General features: G+C 47.0%; 24 protein-coding genes. 2 read left to right on the top strand and 22 right to left on the bottom strand.

The window, feature by feature from the left end; all coding sequences use genetic code 11:
- Positions 1–123 precede the first annotated feature (123 nt).
- The 18 genes from AC23NW_RS22930 to AC23NW_RS22845 all read right to left on the bottom strand — a co-directional run bounded on the left by AC23NW_RS22930 (position 124) and on the right by AC23NW_RS22845 (position 14,017).
- On the bottom strand, positions 124–849 hold the full coding sequence (locus AC23NW_RS22930; RefSeq protein WP_487452337.1) for a hypothetical protein: 726 nt from the start codon (positions 847–849) through the stop codon (positions 124–126).
- A gap of 221 nt (positions 850–1,070) precedes the next feature.
- Positions 1,071–1,349, bottom strand: coding sequence for a hypothetical protein (locus tag AC23NW_RS22925; RefSeq protein WP_487452335.1), 279 nt, complete (start codon positions 1,347–1,349; stop codon positions 1,071–1,073).
- A 181-nt stretch (positions 1,350–1,530) separates the two neighbouring features.
- The gene (locus AC23NW_RS22920) at positions 1,531–1,692 is read right to left on the bottom strand and encodes a hypothetical protein (RefSeq protein WP_487452334.1); all 162 of its coding nucleotides are present in this window, start codon (positions 1,690–1,692) and stop codon (positions 1,531–1,533) included.
- An 11-nt stretch (positions 1,693–1,703) separates the two neighbouring features.
- On the bottom strand, positions 1,704–2,330 hold the full coding sequence (locus AC23NW_RS22915) for a GNAT family N-acetyltransferase (RefSeq protein WP_487452332.1): 627 nt from the start codon (positions 2,328–2,330) through the stop codon (positions 1,704–1,706).
- Positions 2,331–2,335: 5 nt separating this feature from the next.
- Positions 2,336–2,755, bottom strand: a complete 420-nt coding sequence (locus AC23NW_RS22910; RefSeq protein WP_487452330.1) for a hypothetical protein — start codon at positions 2,753–2,755, stop codon at positions 2,336–2,338.
- 364 nt (positions 2,756–3,119) lie between these two features.
- A complete protein-coding gene (locus tag AC23NW_RS22905) occupies positions 3,120–6,509 on the bottom strand; it encodes an immunoglobulin domain-containing protein (protein ID WP_487452329.1) in 3,390 nt (1,129 codons plus the stop codon).
- 586 nt (positions 6,510–7,095) lie between these two features.
- On the bottom strand, positions 7,096–7,584 hold the full coding sequence (locus AC23NW_RS22900; protein ID WP_487452328.1) for a single-stranded DNA-binding protein: 489 nt from the start codon (positions 7,582–7,584) through the stop codon (positions 7,096–7,098).
- Between the two features lie 398 nt (positions 7,585–7,982).
- Positions 7,983–8,381, bottom strand: coding sequence for a hypothetical protein (locus tag AC23NW_RS22895; RefSeq protein ID WP_487452327.1), 399 nt, complete (start codon positions 8,379–8,381; stop codon positions 7,983–7,985).
- 417 nt (positions 8,382–8,798) lie between these two features.
- Positions 8,799–9,527, bottom strand: a complete 729-nt coding sequence (locus tag AC23NW_RS22890) for a hypothetical protein (protein ID WP_487452325.1) — start codon at positions 9,525–9,527, stop codon at positions 8,799–8,801.
- Between the two features lie 119 nt (positions 9,528–9,646).
- Positions 9,647–10,045 carry a hypothetical protein gene (locus AC23NW_RS22885; RefSeq protein WP_487452324.1) on the bottom strand — a complete coding sequence of 133 codons (399 nt, stop codon included), beginning with the start codon at positions 10,043–10,045 and terminating at the stop codon, positions 9,647–9,649.
- A gap of 34 nt (positions 10,046–10,079) precedes the next feature.
- On the bottom strand, positions 10,080–10,382 hold the full coding sequence (locus AC23NW_RS22880; RefSeq protein ID WP_487452323.1) for a hypothetical protein: 303 nt from the start codon (positions 10,380–10,382) through the stop codon (positions 10,080–10,082).
- A gap of 101 nt (positions 10,383–10,483) precedes the next feature.
- Positions 10,484–10,855: a hypothetical protein gene (locus tag AC23NW_RS22875; protein ID WP_487452321.1), complete on the bottom strand. Its 372-nt coding sequence runs from the start codon at positions 10,853–10,855 to the stop codon at positions 10,484–10,486.
- 177 nt (positions 10,856–11,032) lie between these two features.
- The gene (locus AC23NW_RS22870) at positions 11,033–11,380 is read right to left on the bottom strand and encodes a hypothetical protein (protein ID WP_487452319.1); all 348 of its coding nucleotides are present in this window, start codon (positions 11,378–11,380) and stop codon (positions 11,033–11,035) included.
- A gap of 64 nt (positions 11,381–11,444) precedes the next feature.
- Entirely contained in the window at positions 11,445–11,882 is a 438-nt protein-coding gene (locus AC23NW_RS22865; protein ID WP_487452317.1) for a hypothetical protein, read from the bottom strand.
- 296 nt (positions 11,883–12,178) lie between these two features.
- Positions 12,179–12,811, bottom strand: a complete 633-nt coding sequence (locus AC23NW_RS22860; RefSeq protein WP_487452315.1) for a hypothetical protein — start codon at positions 12,809–12,811, stop codon at positions 12,179–12,181.
- A 4-nt stretch (positions 12,812–12,815) separates the two neighbouring features.
- A complete protein-coding gene (locus AC23NW_RS22855) occupies positions 12,816–13,031 on the bottom strand; it encodes a hypothetical protein (protein WP_487452313.1) in 216 nt (71 codons plus the stop codon).
- 123 nt (positions 13,032–13,154) lie between these two features.
- A complete protein-coding gene (locus AC23NW_RS22850) occupies positions 13,155–13,622 on the bottom strand; it encodes a hypothetical protein (protein WP_487452311.1) in 468 nt (155 codons plus the stop codon).
- A 26-nt stretch (positions 13,623–13,648) separates the two neighbouring features.
- Complete coding sequence (locus AC23NW_RS22845) at positions 13,649–14,017, bottom strand: hypothetical protein (protein WP_487452309.1); 369 nt, start codon at positions 14,015–14,017, stop codon at positions 13,649–13,651.
- A gap of 291 nt (positions 14,018–14,308) precedes the next feature.
- Here AC23NW_RS22845 and AC23NW_RS22840 point away from each other — a divergent pair, with 291 nt between their 5' ends.
- Entirely contained in the window at positions 14,309–14,866 is a 558-nt protein-coding gene (locus tag AC23NW_RS22840) for a PH domain-containing protein (RefSeq protein ID WP_487452307.1), read from the top strand.
- Between the two features lie 213 nt (positions 14,867–15,079).
- Here the strand turns inward: AC23NW_RS22840 and AC23NW_RS22835 are convergent, their stop codons facing one another.
- Together AC23NW_RS22835 and AC23NW_RS22830 are read right to left on the bottom strand one after the other, a co-directional pair.
- Positions 15,080–15,469: a hypothetical protein gene (locus tag AC23NW_RS22835; RefSeq protein WP_487452306.1), complete on the bottom strand. Its 390-nt coding sequence runs from the start codon at positions 15,467–15,469 to the stop codon at positions 15,080–15,082.
- Between the two features lie 316 nt (positions 15,470–15,785).
- On the bottom strand, positions 15,786–16,268 hold the full coding sequence (locus AC23NW_RS22830; protein ID WP_487452305.1) for a hypothetical protein: 483 nt from the start codon (positions 16,266–16,268) through the stop codon (positions 15,786–15,788).
- A 180-nt stretch (positions 16,269–16,448) separates the two neighbouring features.
- Between AC23NW_RS22830 and AC23NW_RS22825 the strand changes: the two genes are divergently transcribed.
- Entirely contained in the window at positions 16,449–17,057 is a 609-nt protein-coding gene (locus AC23NW_RS22825; protein ID WP_487452303.1) for a DUF1643 domain-containing protein, read from the top strand.
- A gap of 82 nt (positions 17,058–17,139) precedes the next feature.
- Here the strand turns inward: AC23NW_RS22825 and AC23NW_RS22820 are convergent, their stop codons facing one another.
- Positions 17,140–18,108: a hypothetical protein gene (locus AC23NW_RS22820; RefSeq protein WP_487452302.1), complete on the bottom strand. Its 969-nt coding sequence runs from the start codon at positions 18,106–18,108 to the stop codon at positions 17,140–17,142.
- A gap of 3 nt (positions 18,109–18,111) precedes the next feature.
- Positions 18,112–19,068: an AAA family ATPase gene (locus AC23NW_RS22815; protein WP_487452300.1), complete on the bottom strand. Its 957-nt coding sequence runs from the start codon at positions 19,066–19,068 to the stop codon at positions 18,112–18,114.
- Positions 19,069–19,855 lie beyond the last annotated feature (787 nt).

The following is a 19,855-nucleotide window of genomic DNA, read 5'->3' as shown; positions in this document are numbered from 1 at the left end:
TCCCTCCGATCAATACCGATGACGCGGCATCCGCCCTTTTAGTCCCCTGTTGATTTATTGAATTGTATTTCCCTTGATTCGACCGTTTTCGGGGAACAACGGATTGCTGTTCCCCGACTGGCTCTACTCTTCCAGAATAAAGGCATCCATTGAAATAGACGTAAACCCGGGACCGTCGCCCTGCTTGGGTGGCTCGGCTCCGTCTGGAATGCCGTATAGGGTCGGAATCGTGCGGTTTAGAATGGCTTCGCCCTGTAGCCATGAATCCAGCCCTTTTGTACTATCGGGGGCAACCGTCAGCGTTTTATCCCCGTCCTGAACCTTTAGATGGGCTGCTGCCGCAAACCCGTTGTAATAGCAGAACTCGCGGACAGTTTGCCGCTCTCCCTGGCGGGTGGGGTTGTACCAAATGGGGTGTTCGCTCGTGCGTAGGCGTTCATACAATGCCTGCGGAGTCTGGCACATGGTCAGCGTTGTGGGGTGCATATTGACCATAAACGCCTTTTGCTTTTCGGTCAGGTCTGCCCCCTTCGGCCAGCTTCCGGAAAACAGTTTGGAAAATTCCTCCTTTAGCTGGTACTCGGAAAAACGCAGTTCATAAGCATATCCCCGTTCTCTGGTTTCCGATGGGCCTTGCAGGTTCCACCGCTGAATATGACCGTATAGTTCATTCAAGGAGCCAACAGCCGGTAGTGTGTCCGGTGTTTTAAACGAGATTGCATCAACAACCCTGTCGAGAAAACGAAAATACTGGCTCCGAAAATAGAAATAGTTTTTGAAATGCCGGGGCTTCAAGATCGACTGAAAGGCGGGACGGGCTGACGACGAACGGGGCGCAAGGGCAGTCATGGAAACACGTCAGGTAACGCCCTGACTGGCTTTTTGTTACACTTAAAAGTACGACAATTTAACTCCCCCGGCAAGAGTCGTGAGCGAGGGTCGAACCTTTATTTGCCCTCTTGATTCAGTCATTCCGAACGGATGGTACTATACGTCAACCCTTTCCCCTTGATTGATTGATCCTGATTCCGCTCCCGCATGGGGCAGGTGTAGAATCAGGTCGGGCCGCTTCAGGTGAATGAAATGCCTTCCAGTTGGGCCAGTAAATCCTCTTTGGCATCGGTATCATCGGTTAATTCTGCATCCGCCAGTAGAGCGATTATATCTTCGAGTTCATCAATTCCCGACCGAAGATTTTCGGCCTCCGTTTGATCCTTGAGCTGGATGGCTTTGAACCGGTTCAACAGTTCATTTAACCGGGGCATGTTAATTGATTCGTCGGCTTCCTGATTGGTCGCAAAGTTGGTTAGTTCGACGTTTAAATCTTCGATCTCTTGGATTGTGTTCATGAAAAGTATGGGGTTACTCTGGAAATGGGTAATTCGTTACCGACCAGTCACCGTACTGAATGCCGTTATAGACAAGACAATCATCGGCCATTTCGAAATCGCCTTCCTTCTCTAAACCGTACCGGTTTTTGTAATCAAAGAATCCCTCGGAAAACGCATATGGTCGGCTTCAGTGGACTGGCTATTCGCTATCGACCATTTCGTATCGGTAGCTGTTTGTTTCGTTGCGGTCGAAGCCTTCGCGGTAGCCCTCCGCTATCTGGTCAGCAATTTTGGCCAGTTCAACCCCAAAATCGGGTTCTTCCTCGGTCGATGTGAGGGTGATGGTGACTGTCTTTGGCATAATGGATTCGTTTAAAGGATTTTACCTAATTTTCGATGAAGGGCCTTTCCTGCATCGGACAAGGGAGAGGCCGGAATGATGGGCAGTTGAAAAATGGATTCAGCGGCCCGGTAGAGCGTCGTGCCGATCCCTCGTTTCTGGTAGTCGGGTAGCACGTTCACACTTTCAACCCAACTGGCTCCCTGCAAATAGGTAGCCCCGGGGTCGATAGGCTGGGTGAGTGTAAAAACCGGCGAATTGGAAAGCCCATAGGCATTATCGCCCGTCACGGTGAAGAAATAGGCTTCGCCAATGACCTCGGGCACCTCCTGCACTTTGATAGCGTAACAGAAGTCCGTCCACTCGGTTTTTCGAATGCGTTTGCGGTGGCCGAACTGCGCCGTGAACTGAGCCATGACCCCTTCAACAGTGGCTTCTTCCAGGTATAACGCGCACTCCCGCCGGCACGATTGGGCCAGGGTGTCAGCCGGGACGGTAAGCGTTTCGAATGCTTGAGCGTGAAAGAGCTTAAACCACAGGCCGGTAAACAGACCCGTCCGGTTCACCACTTCGACTCTACGGGGTCTATCATAACTGCCTTCAAAGGCCCGGATGCCCCAGTTGGGGTTGCCCGGATAGGGGAGTGTTGACGAGTGCATCCGGTTTAGCCGATGTTGTTAAAAAATTGCGTACAAAGAGCAATTTCCGTAATCCGGCTATCGGGCTGGTTTTCTTCACTGGCCCCGCAGACCGGGCATTCGGTGCGGTTCTTCTTCAGGTGAATGTAGTGGCGCTCACATTCACAATCCCAGTACTGTTCATCGAGAGTCGGAGCAAGTGCATTGTCCTTAATTTCGCAGTTGAGATTATGCCGGATCGGATCAAGACCGAAGGTTTGCCGCAAATTATTCAGGGCATTTACCATACCCTGGATTTCCCATTCATCGAGCGTATCTAAGATGTCCGTGTTGAAGCGACGAACCGCATCAATAATCGTCTGCCGGGTGTAGCTGGCGACGTTTTCTGCGGTCATAGCCAATGGCTGTTCCATGTTCTGTTCAGGGACTTCAAGGTCGTTTTGCATACTTAAAAATACCACCAAACCGACTGACCTACAAGCCATTATGACATTGGGCCAACCTTTTATGACCCTATTGATTCTTGCTGAACGGATCGATTTTAGAACGATCCCGGAAGGGATTAGGAACGATTCTGGAATGCAGACGGACCCAGTTCAACCCTCTTGATTCAATCATTCCGAACGGATAGTAGTATACGTTCGCCCTTTCCCCTTGATTGATTGATCCTGATTCCGCTCCCGCATGGGGCAGGAGTGGAATCAGGTCGGGCCGCTTCAGGTAAAGGAAATGCCTTCCTTAGGGGCAAAGGAAAGCCCGGTTGTTGGAAGCAGACCTCCTTCGGGACTTCTCTGCACTCCAGTGTTATCCTTACTGCCCTAGCTGCAATTTACTGCCTATTCCAAATAATAGTTTTCCTTGTTGTTCATAGCGCACCCAGAAAGCCTGTGCTGCTTGTCCGGGACTGATTGAAACAGCATGTTTGATGATGGGTGAATCTTGTGAGGAGGGGACGCTGCCACAACTCCAAATAGAGCGATCATGCCAACTTCCATCTTTTAGCGTAGCCAGTTGCAACGAACTACCCTTACCCGTAGCACAAAAAGAAACCCAGTCGCCACCATAAGGTAGATTCGGATTGCCTCCTATATATACCTCTTTCCCACATAATGATGTTAAGGAAATTGGAATACATCCTGAAAATAGGTTATTACTTAACCCCAGTAGTTTCAAAGAAGAGAATTTACTAAAAAAAGAGGGAATAGGACCTGTTATTTTATTATATGATAAATCGAGTTTTTGTATACTATATAAATTATTAAAATTATTCGGAATGACATCACTTAGGTTATTAAAACTAAGATACAATTCCCTTAGTTTATTTAAATTACCTAAAATTGCGGGAATAGCACCTGAAAGTTCATTTCCATACAAACTTAACATGGTTAAATTCATTAATTTACCCAACTCCTCAGGAATCGCTCCAGTAAGTCTGTTTGAGGAAAGATCAATTTGCTGAATACTATTTAAGTCCCCTAAACCTTTAGGTATAACCCCTGTTAGCAGGTTACCTCGAAGATATAGAGCTTGTAGATTGTTTAACTTAGAGAATGTTGAAGGTATGGAGCCTTCTAAACGATTATGATTTATAACTAAAGCAGACAAACCACTTAGCTCTCCAAAACTATCTGGAATTACACCACTTATTGAGTTATAGTCTAACCAAATAGAACCTAATTTTTTAAGCTTTCCAAGACCAGATGGAAGTTCACCACTTAATTTATTATTATCAAGATATAGTTCTCCTAAATTAATTAAATTGCTGAAACTATTTGGAATACTACCTGTAAGAAAATTAGTTCTTAAGTAAATATAGGACAATGACCTTATAAAGCCTAACTCCTCTGGAATTTGCCCTGATAATAGATTATGTCCTAAAGATAATTTTGTTAATTTTTGTAATACACTTAAACTTGACGGGATTGTTCCTCTTATTGAGTTGTCAGACATTTCTAAAATAGCAAGTTCTGACAAATCACTTAATTTATTGCTAATAACACCTCGAAGATTATTGTTTTGTAATTCTATTTTTATTACTCTATTATTACTACAAGATATTCCATACCATCCGCTACACGGATCACAGTTTATTAACCAATTTATTTTTTTATTCCAGTTCATGCCATCTGAAGAGTAAAATAAATCTGCCAAAGCTTCAAAATCCGGATGAACAACAGTGGTTATAGCTAAATTAAACGTGGAGGTTGTCAGTGCGTTACATGTACTGGTAATAATTGCATAATAATTACCCACACTTCCGGCTTGAACATCAAGGACAGTGAGGGTAGCCGTTGTAACACCAGTAAGTTTCAATCCATTGGTTAAGGCTATTCCATCTTTATACCATTGATATGCTAAAGGCTGAGCACTTGTTACACTAGCCGATATGGTTACAATACTTCTCGCGCAGACGGCGGAAAAAGATGGAGGTTGAATAGTAATTAAAGCATCGCAGCCTCCACAAGCTCCTATGCCATATTGACAAAATATTGACCAATTACCACCCTCCGCTAGTTCAGGATTATTGGAAATATCCACTTGCTTCGAGCATAATGCGGTTAACGAAATGGGAATGCAACCTGATAGTTGATTATTTTTTAGATTTAACTTTTGGATCTGGGTCAACTGAGAGAGCTGTGCCGGGAGTTCTCCTTTAAGGTTATTATTAGGTAGTTGTACATCTGTAACCCGCCCATTACTACAAGTCACACCAAACCATCCGTTACAAGGATCGCAGGAGGTTAGCCAATTACTTCGGTTCGTCCAAGAAAGGCCTTTTGTGTTGTAGAAAAGAACGGATAAAGCAGCATAATCAAGATGAGTTGGCATTTCTACTTCCAGATTAAATGCTTTTGAAGCAATACTATTACATGCGTTTTTGATGACAATATAATAATTGCCACTATTTACTTTTTGTGCATCGGTAATGACTAATGTAGCAGAATTTATTCCACTTATGGTATTTGAATTGCTCAACTTTACACCATCTTTATACCATTGATAGCTAATAGGCTCAGTGCTTGTGGCACTGACAATAAAGGTAACAATACCTCTTTCATAAATGATCGTGGAAGAGGGTGATTGAGAGCTAATAACTAAGTTACATTGTCGGCACGAGCCAAGGCCATTCATACAAAATGAACTCCAATCTCCACCTCCAGGGAGTTCAGGATTAAAATATAGTGAAACTTCTTTTCCACATAGTACTGATAGAGATGGCGGAATGCAACCAGAAAGCTGGTTTTGGCTTAGTGTAAGCCCATCTAATTGTCGTAAATTTCCTAAGCTTGAAGGTATACTGCCAACCAACAAGTTGTTATGTAAATTTATAGATTTAAGTCCTCTTAAGTTACCCAGATTTTCAGGTATTTGTCCACTTAGTTGATTGTTAAAAAGTTCCAGGTACTTTATTCCTTGTAAATTACCTATTTCTTCTGGAATAGAACCCGTTAGCTGATTATCCTGTAACCATAATCTAAATAATTGTTTTAACTTACTAAAACTCGCGGGGATACTACCTGATAGCTTATTGCCATTTAAAAAGATTTGATATACTTCAGCTAGATTCCCTATACTTTCAGGTATTTTCCCGCTTAATCTATTATTAGTTAAAAAAAGTTCTAATAATTGAGTACATTTTCCAATGCTTTGTGGAATTTCTCCTGTTAATGCATTTGAACTTAAATCTATTGTATTTACCCTTCCTCCTCCTCCACAGGTCACCCCATACCATCCACTACAAGGGTCACAGTTAGTAAGCCAGCCTGTTTTATTAGCCCAGCCAAGGCCGTTGGTGGCATTGTAGAGGTCAACTAACGGCAGGTAATCGGGATGCAGTAAGCTACTCACAGTAGCCATTGCACTGGCCGAACAGCTACAAATAGCATTTGTTACAACTACCGAATAGGTTCCTGGCGCGCTTACACTTAATAAGCCAGTAGTATTTATAGCCGAGAAATCATTAGGCCCCGTGAAAAGGTAACTTGATTGTCCTTCAACGTTTAAGGCTGTAGCACTTAGAGTTACACCCAGTTGTCCGCAAGCTAACGTTCCACTACTTGTAAGCCCAACAGTTAAAGATGAAGCATGAGGGGTTTCTTCGGAGCTTCCAAAGACCGGTGCAATAAAAAGCAGTGATAGAAGGCCAAAGACAATGAAAAGCCGTAAGTGGCTTGAAGATTGGCAGAGTAGAAAATTCATTGATAATGGATTATACGCAAATCAACGACAATATTACTTACGAGCTAACAAATAGCCAAATTGACTTACAAAGAAAGAATTACTCTTCCTGATGAAAGGTAAAAACAAGTTTACTGAAAATGAGTGCAAAAATCATTTTTTGGCGGGCTAAGTGCCAGCGGGTTCCGACTTGCCGGGTAGCCGATTGGAAGATTTTTTCTACATTTTAGGAGTAATGCTTAATCATTACGGGGCTGGGATTTTGTTGCTTGGTCGCTACAAATTTCCAGCCTTTTTATTGGTTTTATATTTCATCATGTAGAGTACCCAATTACCTACGCCTGCCGAAATTCCAAATCAACCAAAATTTATTTCACCCCGAACGAAAATTCCTACAGCCTGCGGGGTTTTATGCTGGAAGAGGAGTTGAAGATTTTCACGACGGCAGACCTGATCCAGGCCACTCAGGATTGTCCGAAATCCTAAGCGGGCCATCGCTGCCCTCCCCTTGATTCAATCATTTTTTTGGCCGTGGCCAAAACAACAAAAGCCCCGATTGGCGGGGCTTTTGTTGTTGGCTTTGACCTGTCTGACGCTTCGGAGTCCGTCAAAAAGGAAGATCATCGTCTCCCCCGCCCTCAAAACCGGCTGGTGCTGGCTGTGGGCTGCGTTTGGCCGGTGCGTTGGCTGGTTTGGGGTTGGCCTGTACCGTCTTGGGGGCTGCGGCTGGTGCTGCTGCCTGCGCTGGTGCTGCATTGCCTTCATTGCGCCCCCCCAGCATAATCATGTTGTTGCCCCGAATGCGGGTAACGGATTTCTCCTGACCGTCTTTGTCCGTCCACGTTTCGGTTTTCAATTTGCCTTCAACGCAGACCGGGCTACCTTTTTTAAGGTACTGCTCTGCTACCTTAGCCTGTGCATCCCACAACTCGATCCGGTGCCATTCGGTCTGTTCGACCTTTTCACCGGCTTTGTTGGTGTACTTCTCCGTCGTTGCAACGTTGAAACGGGCGACACAAGCCCCACTGTCTAAATAGCGAACTTCGGGGTCTGAGCCTAAGTTACCGATAATTGTTACGCGATTCATCGAAGCCATAATCTTAAAAGGTTTACAAGTGATCTAAAAGTGAATGTTTTATTGAACACTATAAAGGTAGTCATAAAGGGAAAAACCAGCAATACACGACTACGGAACAGGCCGCTTTTTTGCCCCATTTGATTGATTACCAGTTATTAATTTTCACGTTTACTTTGTATAAAACATACAATTTATTTAATAAAATTTTCGTTGCTGAGGCGGTTGATCTGCCCCTTGATTCGTCGTTAAAACGACGCTTTCCCGCCCTGAGTGGTGGCTTTTTCGGGCATTGGCTTTCCTTGCCTGGAATCTGTACACACTCGCGTAACTATCTGATTAGCAAAAACCTGTTACTTGCCTGAAATCCTGACAGCCAAACCCGGTGGGCGGTCAGGATTTCAGGCGTGATGGGCCTATCAAACCAATGCAGCTGCTGAATTATCGGCATAGACCCACCCGCTTGATCCGGCCTTGGCGCTGGCGGTGCCTTTAATGGCCTGGGTCAAGAGGCTAAGCTGCTCGGGGGTAAGCTGAAATGCGGTCATTTTACCATTGGCCCGGTCGATAGCCAGATGGGCAAAATAGGCCCCTCCTGAATGGGTCGCTGACAGGCTCCCGGCTCCGGTTGTCAGGTTGAGGGTGCCAATGCGTTTGTCGGATTGAATGATGATTACATCCGTGCTTCCCCCTTTTCCCATCGGGACCACATTAAATGCTTGTGGGCTACGCATCCCGCCAATTTTCAGATCAAATTGAGCGGTTCCCAAGATATTTTTCTTGAAGTTGTCGATAACTGGGGCGGTTGTAGTTGCCATGTTCGGTATCGGGTTTTTACGGCTCCCGTGCCTTTGATTGCTTACCTAAAGATCGGGAAAATCCCCCGCTGGGGCAATAGCCATTCATATGGATTGGCCCTTTTATTGCCCGGTTGATTCGGCAATTTTCATTCCCCTTGATTCTAATTTCCCCGGTAGGGGAGGCCCGATCAGGCCCAAAGCCAGTCGTTGGGATTGATGACAGTCACGCCATCGACCGCCAACCCGTCGAATCGGGGGGCAACGCCGATTTTGGTGAAAACAGGTCTACCGAATAAATAGCCGCATCGGCGGACCGTAGTTTTTGCAAAGCACACCGTTGGGATTGACGAACAACATAGCCGTATGATTTTTTAATCAAAAATGAGAAAAAGCGGCCCCGGACTGGCTCGGTCCGTCCGGGTGCCCTGCATGGTATTATGGCTTTTTAAGAAAGAGCGAATTCGGATGGTCGCCGTACTGGCGGTACTCACCAATTAAGCCGGTTTCGGCCAAAATCGTATCAATATCTGACTGTTTGTAGGGCTGCACAAACCAGCTCCACCAGTAACAGTCATAATCAAGTCCAAGGCTCTTGCAGAGTTCAATAAACGCCTGTTCCGTAATCAACTCACGGGCAATATAGACCACGGGTAGGGGCAATTCGACAGGCTTTCCGTTAATGCCTGCCCGTTCTACCTTTTCTGCCTTATCGGCCCGGCATTTGCGCTGATAAGCCGCAATCTGCGGTAAACCGCTTGTGTCGGCTCCTGTTTTGAGGGTGTACATCCGGCAGGGCAATTGAAATTCAACGGCTCCCTGACCAACGGCCCGGCTCTGGCTGAAAAACCAGACCAGCCCCTCTTTCACTTCGTCGGTCAGTTCAATATCCGAACGGACTACCCCACTGTCCAGGCTACCCGAATAGCTCAACTGCCCGTTCTGGCACAGAAAGTACCGGCTACCGGCATGACCACCGGTTTGTAACTGGTCGTCGTAGCTCTCCGTAAACCGGGTATACTCGCCGTGGGGTAATTTGAGATAGTCGCCGACGCGGGGGCCTTTGATCGCGTCAAAAGCCGCTTTGCCGGTCTCAAATAGGGCCATATTGGTCGGGTCGTTGGCCCGGACTTCTTCTTCGGTCGGTTCAATCAGTAGCGTGTTCATGTCGATCAGGTTTTTACGGCTCCTGTGCCTTATTTGCTATACCCAAAGATACCGCTTTGGGCCGGGGTGGGCAATAGCCGTTCGTATAGCCCTGATCTTCTATTGCCCAGTTGATTGATTTAAACCGGATTCAACACGGGCCGGAGGTCATCTTCCCGAAAATGAAACCGCTGACCGTCTGCCAGACAACAACAGGCCCGGTTGGGGCCGATGGATTCGATGAGCGCTGTTTGCCCGTTCGGCATCAGGATCGTCTGCCCCTCGCCAAAGGAATTCTCGTCCCAGACAAAGCCGTCTCGTGGTTCAAACCAGCCGGGGGCCGAACCCATGCCGGGAAAATACACATAGCCCACGTCGATCCGTGCCTGCCCGTGTTTGACGTAGACGTTTTCGACGGTATAGGGTTTGCCGTCCGGCCCCTGAAACCGCTGGTATCGGAAAATGTCTTTGGCCGCACGATCCCCAAAGAGTTGGCTGGCCGCAGAGGTATACAGGTGATCTTTTTGGAGTGTCGTCATGGTTTAGAAGAGGTAAATAGGGTTGGGTTGGTTATTAGGATTCCAGCAGAGCCAGAATCTGAATCAGCGACTCGACCGGCAGTTCGTCCAGTTCATAGGTTACAAAATCGTCGGTATCACTCTCCTGATCGGAAACCAGGGCACCGGCTTCGTCAAAGCCCGTAAAGGTGACCGAGAACAGCCCGTCGATAGTGGGCAGATCCAGCGGCTCGGCAAAGGTCCGGGGCTGGCCCTGCAACCGGTTTACGATGGCTTCACTGGCGGTCTGATGGGTGATCTGGTCAGCCGTTTCGATGCGTTGCTGAAGGGTTTGGGCAAGGGTAGTTTCTGCGCTCATGGGAACGTTTATCTTTATCTAAAGATACGACCATCCATTCGGGGGAAAAAGGGCCATCGCAGGCTGATCAACCTTTGATGACCCTCTTGATTCAGGCAGGTCTATTGTTGATCGACCAGGTTACTGATTCGTCTCTTGATGATCTCAGCAATTTGCTGCATGGAAATCGAATCCCGACGATACTGGAGGACCATTGCCGTCAGGCTAAAGATCGTGGTGGTCATCTCTGATTCGGAAGTACCACTAACCGAAAAACGCACCTGTTCGAGTTCCTTATGTTCATTTCGCTGAGCATCGCCCTCCCAGTTTGTGCAGCCGTGGTTTTTAATAAGTACCTCGATCTTGTCGCCGTCCTTATAGCCTGTACCTTCTTCAAAAAAGATAGTCAGGCCCATAACATTGTGATTGTGAAATGTGAATGTGATTCGGTTTTCTTCGACCGATTCGACGTATAAACCCTTGTAATTGATCATATAAATAAAAATAAACGAATAAATAGACCATTCCGAAGGCAAAACCTTTGCCCGGCAACCCACCTAAGTAACTAAATACCCATCACATATTTAATAGAAAAAACGGGTTATTTTTTCCCCTTGATTCTTCTCATTCGTTCAGCCCCCGCCGGGGGCTGAACCTGGATAAGGGCGGCATCAAAAGAATTTGATTTGAAAACCCCGGATATTATGAAACTGCTTACCCGTCTGGGTGTCCGTCCGGACGATATAATGGCCGGTCACTTCGACGGTTAGCCCACTGGTCAGGATAGGAAATAAAAACGTTTGGGGGATGCTCACACTGTACCAGATAACGGCTTTGGGGTCGTCGGCTGTAGGCGCATTCTGGCACAGATTAAACGTCACGTAATCGGATTTACCGGGTTCGCCTTCGCGGATTTTTATCGTGTCCTGGGTTCCGATTTTTCCTTTGATCGATTGCCGGCCATGATCGGTTTCGGCGTAGCGGCTGGCTGTTTGGCTGGCGGTTGCTGTTGCAGTCATGATTGTTTGGGGTTTGGCGCTCCGCTGGGGAGCGCCCTGGATGGTAGAAAAGGTATAGGGGCGGTTAGATCGCCCGGCGCTGGCAGAAATGACCCTGTGCGTTTTTGGTAAACTGGTAAACCAGTCGTTTGCCCTGGCTATCGCGGTCGTCTCCTTCCGCGAATAAAAAACCGGTTGCCCAGCAGGAAACAGGGGGCAATAGGTCTAAATAATGCTCGTAAACGTGAGGCTTAACCTGTACCGTCTCTCCGGCATCGACCCGGGCGAAAAAATCCGTGTAGGCGGCTTTTTCGGCGGCTCTGATCTCTTCCTCGAACCAATGATTATTAACCTCCTGCGTGGCCGTTTTCACCGCTTCATCCATCATTTCGCGGAACTCCTTCATAAACTCCAGTTGGGCGGCTTTCATGGCCTCGCCTACGTCGCGCCCGTTCCGGTAGGCATCGCCGTTGTTGATGGCTAAGGTGGCTAAATAGTCGGCGATGGCAGTTTTATCGAACATGACAGGGGTCTCAGATAACGCTCTGAGGGGCTTATCATTGGGTCTTGTACTCGTGCCGTCTCCGGCCTTTTGTTGATATAAAGTTACCCAATTGTGGGGGTGCTGGCAAGACCATTGAAAGGTGCCCTGATCTTTTATTGCCCAGTTGGTTCAGGGTATTTATTTATTTTTTCAACAATATGTTCTATGGTCTGACTTGGACTAAACAATGCTTTTCCCCTTGATTCCAATTGATTTCCCCACCCATCCAGGTTGGGGCGTTATAGCAAGTTCGAGTGTGTATCCAGGTCTTTTTTTTAAACACTGTATTCACTGATCAGGAACTCATACCGGCTTCTGTCGGTATCAGCATTGTTCGGATTTCCCATATCTGTTCCCAAATACGACCATTCGATACGCCCGATTGGTGTTTTAATGAAATTAGGGCCTTTGCTGATCCCTTCTTTTTCCATTGTTGCCAAAACAAAGGCGTCGTGGCCTTTCTTGTCGCCGGTTACACCTCTTTCACGGATGGAAAATTTTAACGGGAATAAACTATTGGCCTCTTTCCGGATATTATCCAGCGTTTTCTCAAATAGACTATTGACGCGTTTAATAAACCGTTGCGGTTCAGTTTCTTCTTCAAAGGACATTTCAGTGGGAGCATCGCCGAATACAACGACCGTGACAGTCATCTTGGTTATTATTTCATACTCACGGTCAATTGAATTAAGATAGGCAATTACGGCATCCCTTACCTCCCATTCCGTTTTGTATAACTCATGAATTTCCGGTCTCTCGTTGCCAAAAATTTTACCCGCATGTATGAGGGTCCGGATTTCAACATAGCCGTATTCGTCGGTAATATTTACGTTGCCTCTTGGGCTGGTGGTGATGTAGACGGTATTAGCCGTACCGGTCAGCGGCTCAATGAATTGAATGACAATCATGGTCTTATTGCATAAATGTTTCCGCGTGTTCTGCTTCAATTGTTCGGGGCAGTCCTAACTGCCAGGCGATTTCGATTGTCGTATAGATAACCTCCTCGCCGTTAAATTTAAGCCCTCCCTTACTTGCCAGACTGCCACATGAGATAAGTACCAGTGCTACCGGATGTCTTGAAACCGTAAGCCGTGTAGCCGGATGTTGATAGGTTCTGATAATATTCATATAACAGTCGATTGCGTCTCTTTGGGCCTGCACTGAAGCATATGTGGCCAATGACGGCAGGTAGGTTATGGTGTATAGGTTTTCCATTATTGAAATACTGCGGTAAACGCTGATCGGCTGGTGTTATTGAATTTGTTTGTCTAAATGGTAAAGAGCTAAGTTGTTATTGCAATCGACTAGCCATTTCCGGAACTCCTGTAGCCGTTCCTGCGAAAACGTTACCGAAATAGTCGCCTTATTGATTGAATAAGACGACGGACCGACATCTTCAGTTGATACAACAGTATGTATACTGATCCCTGGTACACCTTTATCCTGCGAATAACCAGTACGGGCTAATTCACGTTCAACGGCTTCCCTGAACCGGCTGACCGGCGTTTCTTCCATCTGGAACAGGTCAAATGAGTTGTACTCTTTCTCGATCTCTTCTTTTGTAGGAGCAGGAACTCCTTCAATAACGGGGCGCTTTCTCAACGTTTCGCGTTGCTGTTCATAAATCTTTTCAGCAAAATGAATAGCCTCTGCAACAACGGGATCTTTAATCGAATCCAGATCTCCCTCAACAAATACGGCTTCAGAAATAAATTTCATATAGTTTAGATAACAATCTTGTTAGTCTATCTAAAAGTAACTTTAAATGAACGCAGGTTGTAATAAATTTTACCCGTGCTTGTCTGGGTCTTCCGGTTTCCTACTCCAAATAACTCCAGTTTACGGCCTTCATAGAGAACGACTAACAAATCATAGTTTTCCGTCGTCGCTGTAAACCACTGCTTACCCTCAGGGTTCACTTCCGTTGGCTGGTGAAAACCAATCGCACAAAAATCGAACGTTACAAAGGGCGTTTTCCCTGCTGGTTCGACCAGTTTAATTGAAGAGGCTTTCCCAACGAACCCCTTCAGGTTCAAGGCGTCCAGGTTCTCTGTTACATACTCTTTGACTGGGGTTGCAGTAGGGGCAGTGCGATAGGTTTCTGTCGTTTCCATGATTGTAGGGGTGGGACTTGACGGCATCCCGGGCCGATGTTTGTGTCTCGATTACCTCATAAAGATAGTGGTTCTATGCTCCCTCTGCAATAGTAATACATTGACTATCAATATTTTATTGCCCAGTTGATTCGATCCGTTCGTTTTGGCATCTTCTGCTTTCCTCCCTGGGTCAGGTAATCGTCCCGGACAGCCTTTCGCTCATAAAAACCAACCAAGGCGTGAAAATGCCGGTTACAGTTCTACACAAATAAACAATTTGCTTTATTTTGGATTAAAAATTCATGTGTGATGGGAAAGCCATTGATTTCATTCGTCGCCAGTAATGACGGAACCCTCTGGCGGGGTAGTCCTGCTCTGATCGTAGGACTACCTATCGTCATCAGAGGTGGGCTGCTGCTGCTGGGCATATTTAAAGCCTGGAATTACCTGCTGCGACTCACGTATTTTGACTATCCTGACCTATTCCTGTCGATCCGGAAATGGGATGGCTACATCAATGGGTTATACGGGGTGGTTGCCCTGGTTTCTATTTATCAGCTAACGGCACTCATGTTAACTGAATACGAGGTATCATCAGAGCGGCTGATGTATGGCCGGGGTGTTTTTTCCAGAGTGACGGATCAACTTGAATTGTACAGGGTTCGTGATTACACGCTCGTAGAGCCGTTTCACCTCCGTATCTTCGGTTTAAGTAATATTATCCTGGTAAGCTCTGACCGGACGAACCCCCGGATGGTGCTGATAGGTATACGCTACGGGCGGGAAGTGCTGCAACTGATCCGGGATCGGGTCGAGTACCAACGACGAGTCAACCCGGCCACTGATTTTGACGTTGTTGGCTGGTAGCCTTATCAAAACAGGCCCTTATGAATCGAAATCAAATAAGCCGGATGTTTACGTTTCCGGCTTATTCGCGTTTCCTGCCTGAAAAAAAAGAACCCTGCATAGCCCTTTTGATTTGGCCCATTGACTCCCCTTGATAGGCATTTTGAAAATCGGCAGGGGTCGGGTATCCACACGCCCTGCCGTTGGATCGGGGCCGTACTCTTCACTGATCTATTAATAGAATTCATGGTCATCACCGGCCAGACGGGACAGGTAGTTTTGATACTGTATCGCCCATTGCCAGTCAATCCGGCTATGAATAGCCCGGTACACCGCCTGGATGTTCCGTACTGCCGCAATCGCGTAGGGTTCATCGGGTGTATTGAAGTGCAACATTTGAAAGCCACCTCCTTCGGACACAAACACATCAAAAATCTGGTTGAATGGAATAAAACTGCGGCAACCGCATACTTCAACCCAAACGCCCTGATGGGTAATAAATCCAAAGTCAATCTCTGGCTGTGACTCCCGAATATACCGAGGGTCAAGATCAATCGCCAACGCTCCGGCAGGAACGACCGAGGCTACGCGAACGGGGGCTTTTTTCTCGAATATACCAAACATAATCTACCTCACTTTCTGGCTTTTCTGGCCTTTTAAACTGTAATAAAGATACACCAATCGGGCAACAATAAAAAACTAACACACTGTAATACAAACCTTTATACTCCCTATTGAATCCCCCGGCGGGGGCTGCAAGGCCCCGCACCCACAGCTATTGAACGAATAGCCCCTATTTCCAACCCCGGGGGGTTGGCCACTTTTCATCTGATTCCTGAACGGGCACAAAAAAAGGGCGGGTAGCTGATGCCCCGCCCGTGTTCCTTTTTGCTGTCTGTACTGAAAAAATCGTTCGCGCCGGTCTGAGCCGACACGGTATCTAACTCTTGGCACTCTTTAGTTTGGAAATCTGTTCGATCACCTTTTTACTTTGCTTGGGATCGCCCAGATTAAAAGTCCCGGCGGCAATATCATTCATCAGCTTGCTGTAAGCCAGTTCGGTTACTGAAGTTGGCTTGGTGATGCCGGTTTTGTTTTTGCTGACAACGGTCTGTGCCAGGATTACCAGTTCCTTTGTCGTTTCGTTAAAGGTCCGCATCCGGGCCGTAATCTGATTGGCCAGATCCATCGGATTCTTGGAAGAAGGAATCGCTTTCAGATTCGTCATGTAGGCTTTATTGAGCACCTGTTCTCCCTGTGGGTCAAACTTAGCCAGAGCGGCTTTTAGTTTCAGGTACTCGATATTCTCCACATCTGCGGCCATCCGGGCCTCCTTCAGGGGTTCGCTGGGGGCGGCTGTCTGTGCCATTGTTGCTCCTCCCAGGCAGAGGATAAAGCAAACTAAAAGAAATCGTTTTAACATAGTAAAAAAGGCTTTTGATAATGTGTAATGGATGATACGATCCCAATAAACAGGTATTGAACTGTCTCAAAGGTATAACACCCAAAGGTAAATAAATAGTTTGATTTATATTAAAAAAAATGGTGTATTTTTCGTCAATTACCGGACTGGTCAACGCCGTTCCCGGCAAGCCGACAAAATATGAATGCAAGGAAACTCATTGCCCCCAACCAGAGTCAGTTAAGCCTCTTCGATCCCGTAGAAGATACAGCCGGTCCACTGGGCGGTGCTGTACTTTCCTCCTGCGGACTGTATCGGTATGCCTTATGGCGGTTTTGGGAAGGCTCTCACCAGGCTGATGCCCACCGGGCCGTTGTGTTTATTGGCCTGAATCCATCGACAGCGGACGCCAGTCAGGATGATCCAACGATTCGGCGCTGTCGTCGGTTCGCCCGGGAGTGGGGGTATCCAGGCATGATTATGCTTAATCTGTTTGCCTACCGGGCTACTGATCCTGGTGTGATGAAGGCCTTCGCCCGGGGTGGCGGGGATGCCGTTGGCCCGGATAACGATCAGATATTGCAGCATTATAATCAGCAGATTCTTTGCAGTACAAAACCCTTCACCCAGAATGAACCCGGAAGGTCAGGTTTGGTCGTGTTTGCCTGGGGTGTTGATGGTGAATTTATGAGCCGTGGTGCCGCTGTTGCAGCCATGTTTAATGAAGGGCATTGTCTGGGCAAAACCAAGATGGGACTTCCCCGGCATCCGCTTTTTGTGCCTGCCCGTCAACGACCCGAACGGGTTTAAATGGGTTTGAAATAAACAGATTAAAGGGGGGGCAAAAGATCATAATGATCTTTTGCCCCCCCTTTACGATGAGATGCCTCAGTCATTCGCCCTTTAATCGGTCGATAACAAGGGACAGTTTGTTCAAAGACTCTTTAGACAGCGGTTTTTCCTCATCAAGTTGCTTCAGTAGGTGTTCCAATTGCTGCCGGAATGAATGGAGGAGCGCAGTATCTATGTTCATTAGCTCATTCTGGGTCAATGGGCGATCAGGAATTTCCTTAAGTTCCTCCCCTTGTTGTGAGACAGGGGCCTCTGGAATTGCCGTTTCCGGGAGTGATGCAGGAGAAACGACCAACGTCTCCAGGTCTTCCAGGCGTTCAATAGGCGTTGCTGGCTTTGTTTTAGCCAGTTGTTGAACCTGCTTTTTAGAAACTTTGACCTTTCCCGTTAGAACCGCTTGCTGAAGCGGAGGAGTCATTTGTTGCAGTCCTTCCGCAAATTCAGCATCCCGTTTGATGGTCGCTTCTCCTACTCTATACTCATGGGCTAATTTTTGGGCGGTATTCACAGGGGGAGGGCCTTCGGGGGGCTGATTACGATCTCCTCCTTGTCGCCCTCTTTCGTTTAGATACCGTAGCCCTCTGAAGTACTGAATTTGCTGAGGGGTTAAGTTGCGCCGTCCAAGCTGCAAATCAATCATGAAATCCTTTACCGCCTTGAGGTCTGAGAAGCTCATAAGCTGTATGCGGAAGTCGATACCTTTCTTCTTGCAGATCCGGTGTCGGTTATGACCATCAACCAGCACATAGGCCGGTTGATCCGGGGTTTGGGTGTCGGGGTAGATAACGCCATGCGTCGTTTCCCAGACGATGAGCGCATCCCGGCATCCATTGACGACCAGGTTTGTTTCCAACTGTTTAACTTCTTCCTCGGTCGGGGACGGTATCCAGCTTCGCAGTTCATCCAGCTCGATCAACTGGGCCTTCTGTTCCTCCGTTGTCAGAAACGTCGTATTGGCGCTTTTTAGCTGGCTCGTAGCCAGGGCAAACAAATTAGGTTTCTTGGCCATTGGCTATTTCACGATTTGAAGATAGGCGATGTATTCATTGCAGAAATCCTCGTAGTTTTTGGCAGCAGGTGAATGGGGCGAAAAGTCGAAAATCGACTGCTGGGTGATCTGTGACTTCTGGTAGTCGATGAGTTCCCTGATTTCCGTGTTGTAGATATGGAGCATTCCCATCGTCGTGTGAATGACGTTTTTCATGGCATCATGCACCGTATTCTTTTTCACCATCGTAAACACAATCCCATCAATCGTCAGTGTCTCATTTTCGGTATTGCGAATCATGTGATAGCGGTTCAGCAAGGTATTGAGTCCCTTTACCGCCGAAATTTCGGGTTGAAGCGGGATGAGTACCCCATTGGCAGCAAACAGGGCCGACAGGGTGAGTTTACCCAGGGAAGGGGGGCAGTCGATCAGCACATAGTCATATTCGGAGAGCAGCGGGCTTAATTTTCGCCGTAACCGAAGGTCTCCTGCCGGTGCGTTATTCAGGTCCATTTCCTTGTCCGCCAGTTCGAGACTGGACGGAACCAGGTCCAGATTATCCACGATCCGAAGAACGGGTAGGGGATCGTTCGACAGAATCGTATCAGCAACACTCGTTTCGGGTTCCTCGATGCCCAGGATCTGGCTCAGGTTACTTTGCGGGTCAAGGTCAATCAGCAGGACCCGGAAGTTTTGCCGGGCAAGGGCGGCACCCAGGCAGGCCGTCGTAGTTGTTTTTCCTACGCCCCCTTTGTGATTGACGACCGCTGTTACCCGGGCTTTGTTGTAGAGGCCCTCGTTATACCCATACTTGTTGAGGATCGGTGTGAGCTTGAGCAGGTGGGTTGCGTTCAGCGTTCGGGAACCGGCCACGGCCTGGGTCAGGGTATTCTTGGATAAGCCTGCCTCTTTTTCAAGTGTACCAATCGTTAACGCCGGGTTGTGTTTGATGAACTGGAGGACTCGTTGATGTGTCAGCATGGTTAAGTTAAGAAATAACAACAATTTTGAGCAAATGAACGAACATTTGTTATCAAAACCAAACACTCCTAAAAAAGAACTGCTCGGTTAAATTTCCTCCAAATCCGGTTAAGTCCATGATAATGAGTGTAAAGTAGAGGGTAAGTGAACGATTCGCTGGCATTTCTGATCAGATCGCCGAAGGGATGGCCGGTATTACTTTGTTAAGAAAAGGCAACAAAAGGCAAAGATCGGATCGGTTAAGTCATTCTGAAGAGAAGCGGATGATTCCAGGTTAAGTAAAGAAACCCCTTCAGTACATGATCTTTTTTCAGGATAAGGAAGTGATGTAAAGCTAAGTCAAGAAGAAGGTAAGTCAAGAAGATGTACAGAAAAGGATAAGTCATACCTTCCAGGATAAGTCATCAAAAAGTTGAACGGATAAGTGAAGTACGGATAAGTGTAGTGAAGTGAAGTTAAGTCAGTCTGAAAAGAACGTTGAAGGTCTAAACGGATCATTCCAGGTTCAGTAAAATCAATGGTTCAGTAAATGATTGCTTTCCAGGATAAGGAAGTGAAATGAGATTATCGGATAAGTACCTGTGAAAAGGAAAGGATAAGTCTATCCCTCAACGATACGTTATGGCTATTCTAAACCCGGATAAGTGGTTGAAGTTAAGTCCTACGGAATGGTGATGTCCAGGTTAAGGAAGGGTCGGTATACCCGTTGAGTCAACAAGGGCTTAGGACACTGGATGACTACGGAATGGGTAAGTCCCAGACGGTCCTCCGCTGTGGTTGAGAAAGG

It is taken from the genome of Arsenicibacter sp. R0_47, from assembly GCF_057652235.1.
Note: the sequence above shows the minus strand (reverse complement) of the source record. Positions and strands in the feature narration are given on the sequence as shown.

Coding starts and splice junctions, on each gene's coding strand:
- AC23NW_RS22930 (WP_487452337.1), bottom strand. CDS start 849: ATGACTGCCCTTGCGCCCCGTTCGTCGTCAGCCCGTCCCGCCTTTCAG.
- AC23NW_RS22925 (WP_487452335.1), bottom strand. CDS start 1,349: ATGAACACAATCCAAGAGATCGAAGATTTAAACGTCGAACTAACCAAC.
- AC23NW_RS22920 (WP_487452334.1), bottom strand. CDS start 1,692: ATGCCAAAGACAGTCACCATCACCCTCACATCGACCGAGGAAGAACCC.
- AC23NW_RS22915 (WP_487452332.1), bottom strand. CDS start 2,330: ATGCACTCGTCAACACTCCCCTATCCGGGCAACCCCAACTGGGGCATC.
- AC23NW_RS22910 (WP_487452330.1), bottom strand. CDS start 2,755: ATGCAAAACGACCTTGAAGTCCCTGAACAGAACATGGAACAGCCATTG.
- AC23NW_RS22905 (WP_487452329.1), bottom strand. CDS start 6,509: ATGAATTTTCTACTCTGCCAATCTTCAAGCCACTTACGGCTTTTCATT.
- AC23NW_RS22900 (WP_487452328.1), bottom strand. CDS start 7,584: ATGGCTTCGATGAATCGCGTAACAATTATCGGTAACTTAGGCTCAGAC.
- AC23NW_RS22895 (WP_487452327.1), bottom strand. CDS start 8,381: ATGGCAACTACAACCGCCCCAGTTATCGACAACTTCAAGAAAAATATC.
- AC23NW_RS22890 (WP_487452325.1), bottom strand. CDS start 9,527: ATGAACACGCTACTGATTGAACCGACCGAAGAAGAAGTCCGGGCCAAC.
- AC23NW_RS22885 (WP_487452324.1), bottom strand. CDS start 10,045: ATGACGACACTCCAAAAAGATCACCTGTATACCTCTGCGGCCAGCCAA.
- AC23NW_RS22880 (WP_487452323.1), bottom strand. CDS start 10,382: ATGAGCGCAGAAACTACCCTTGCCCAAACCCTTCAGCAACGCATCGAA.
- AC23NW_RS22875 (WP_487452321.1), bottom strand. CDS start 10,855: ATGATCAATTACAAGGGTTTATACGTCGAATCGGTCGAAGAAAACCGA.
- AC23NW_RS22870 (WP_487452319.1), bottom strand. CDS start 11,380: ATGACTGCAACAGCAACCGCCAGCCAAACAGCCAGCCGCTACGCCGAA.
- AC23NW_RS22865 (WP_487452317.1), bottom strand. CDS start 11,882: ATGTTCGATAAAACTGCCATCGCCGACTATTTAGCCACCTTAGCCATC.
- AC23NW_RS22860 (WP_487452315.1), bottom strand. CDS start 12,811: ATGATTGTCATTCAATTCATTGAGCCGCTGACCGGTACGGCTAATACC.
- AC23NW_RS22855 (WP_487452313.1), bottom strand. CDS start 13,031: ATGAATATTATCAGAACCTATCAACATCCGGCTACACGGCTTACGGTT.
- AC23NW_RS22850 (WP_487452311.1), bottom strand. CDS start 13,622: ATGAAATTTATTTCTGAAGCCGTATTTGTTGAGGGAGATCTGGATTCG.
- AC23NW_RS22845 (WP_487452309.1), bottom strand. CDS start 14,017: ATGGAAACGACAGAAACCTATCGCACTGCCCCTACTGCAACCCCAGTC.
- AC23NW_RS22840 (WP_487452307.1), top strand. CDS start 14,309: ATGGGAAAGCCATTGATTTCATTCGTCGCCAGTAATGACGGAACCCTC.
- AC23NW_RS22835 (WP_487452306.1), bottom strand. CDS start 15,469: ATGTTTGGTATATTCGAGAAAAAAGCCCCCGTTCGCGTAGCCTCGGTC.
- AC23NW_RS22830 (WP_487452305.1), bottom strand. CDS start 16,268: ATGTTAAAACGATTTCTTTTAGTTTGCTTTATCCTCTGCCTGGGAGGA.
- AC23NW_RS22825 (WP_487452303.1), top strand. CDS start 16,449: ATGAATGCAAGGAAACTCATTGCCCCCAACCAGAGTCAGTTAAGCCTC.
- AC23NW_RS22820 (WP_487452302.1), bottom strand. CDS start 18,108: ATGGCCAAGAAACCTAATTTGTTTGCCCTGGCTACGAGCCAGCTAAAA.
- AC23NW_RS22815 (WP_487452300.1), bottom strand. CDS start 19,068: ATGCTGACACATCAACGAGTCCTCCAGTTCATCAAACACAACCCGGCG.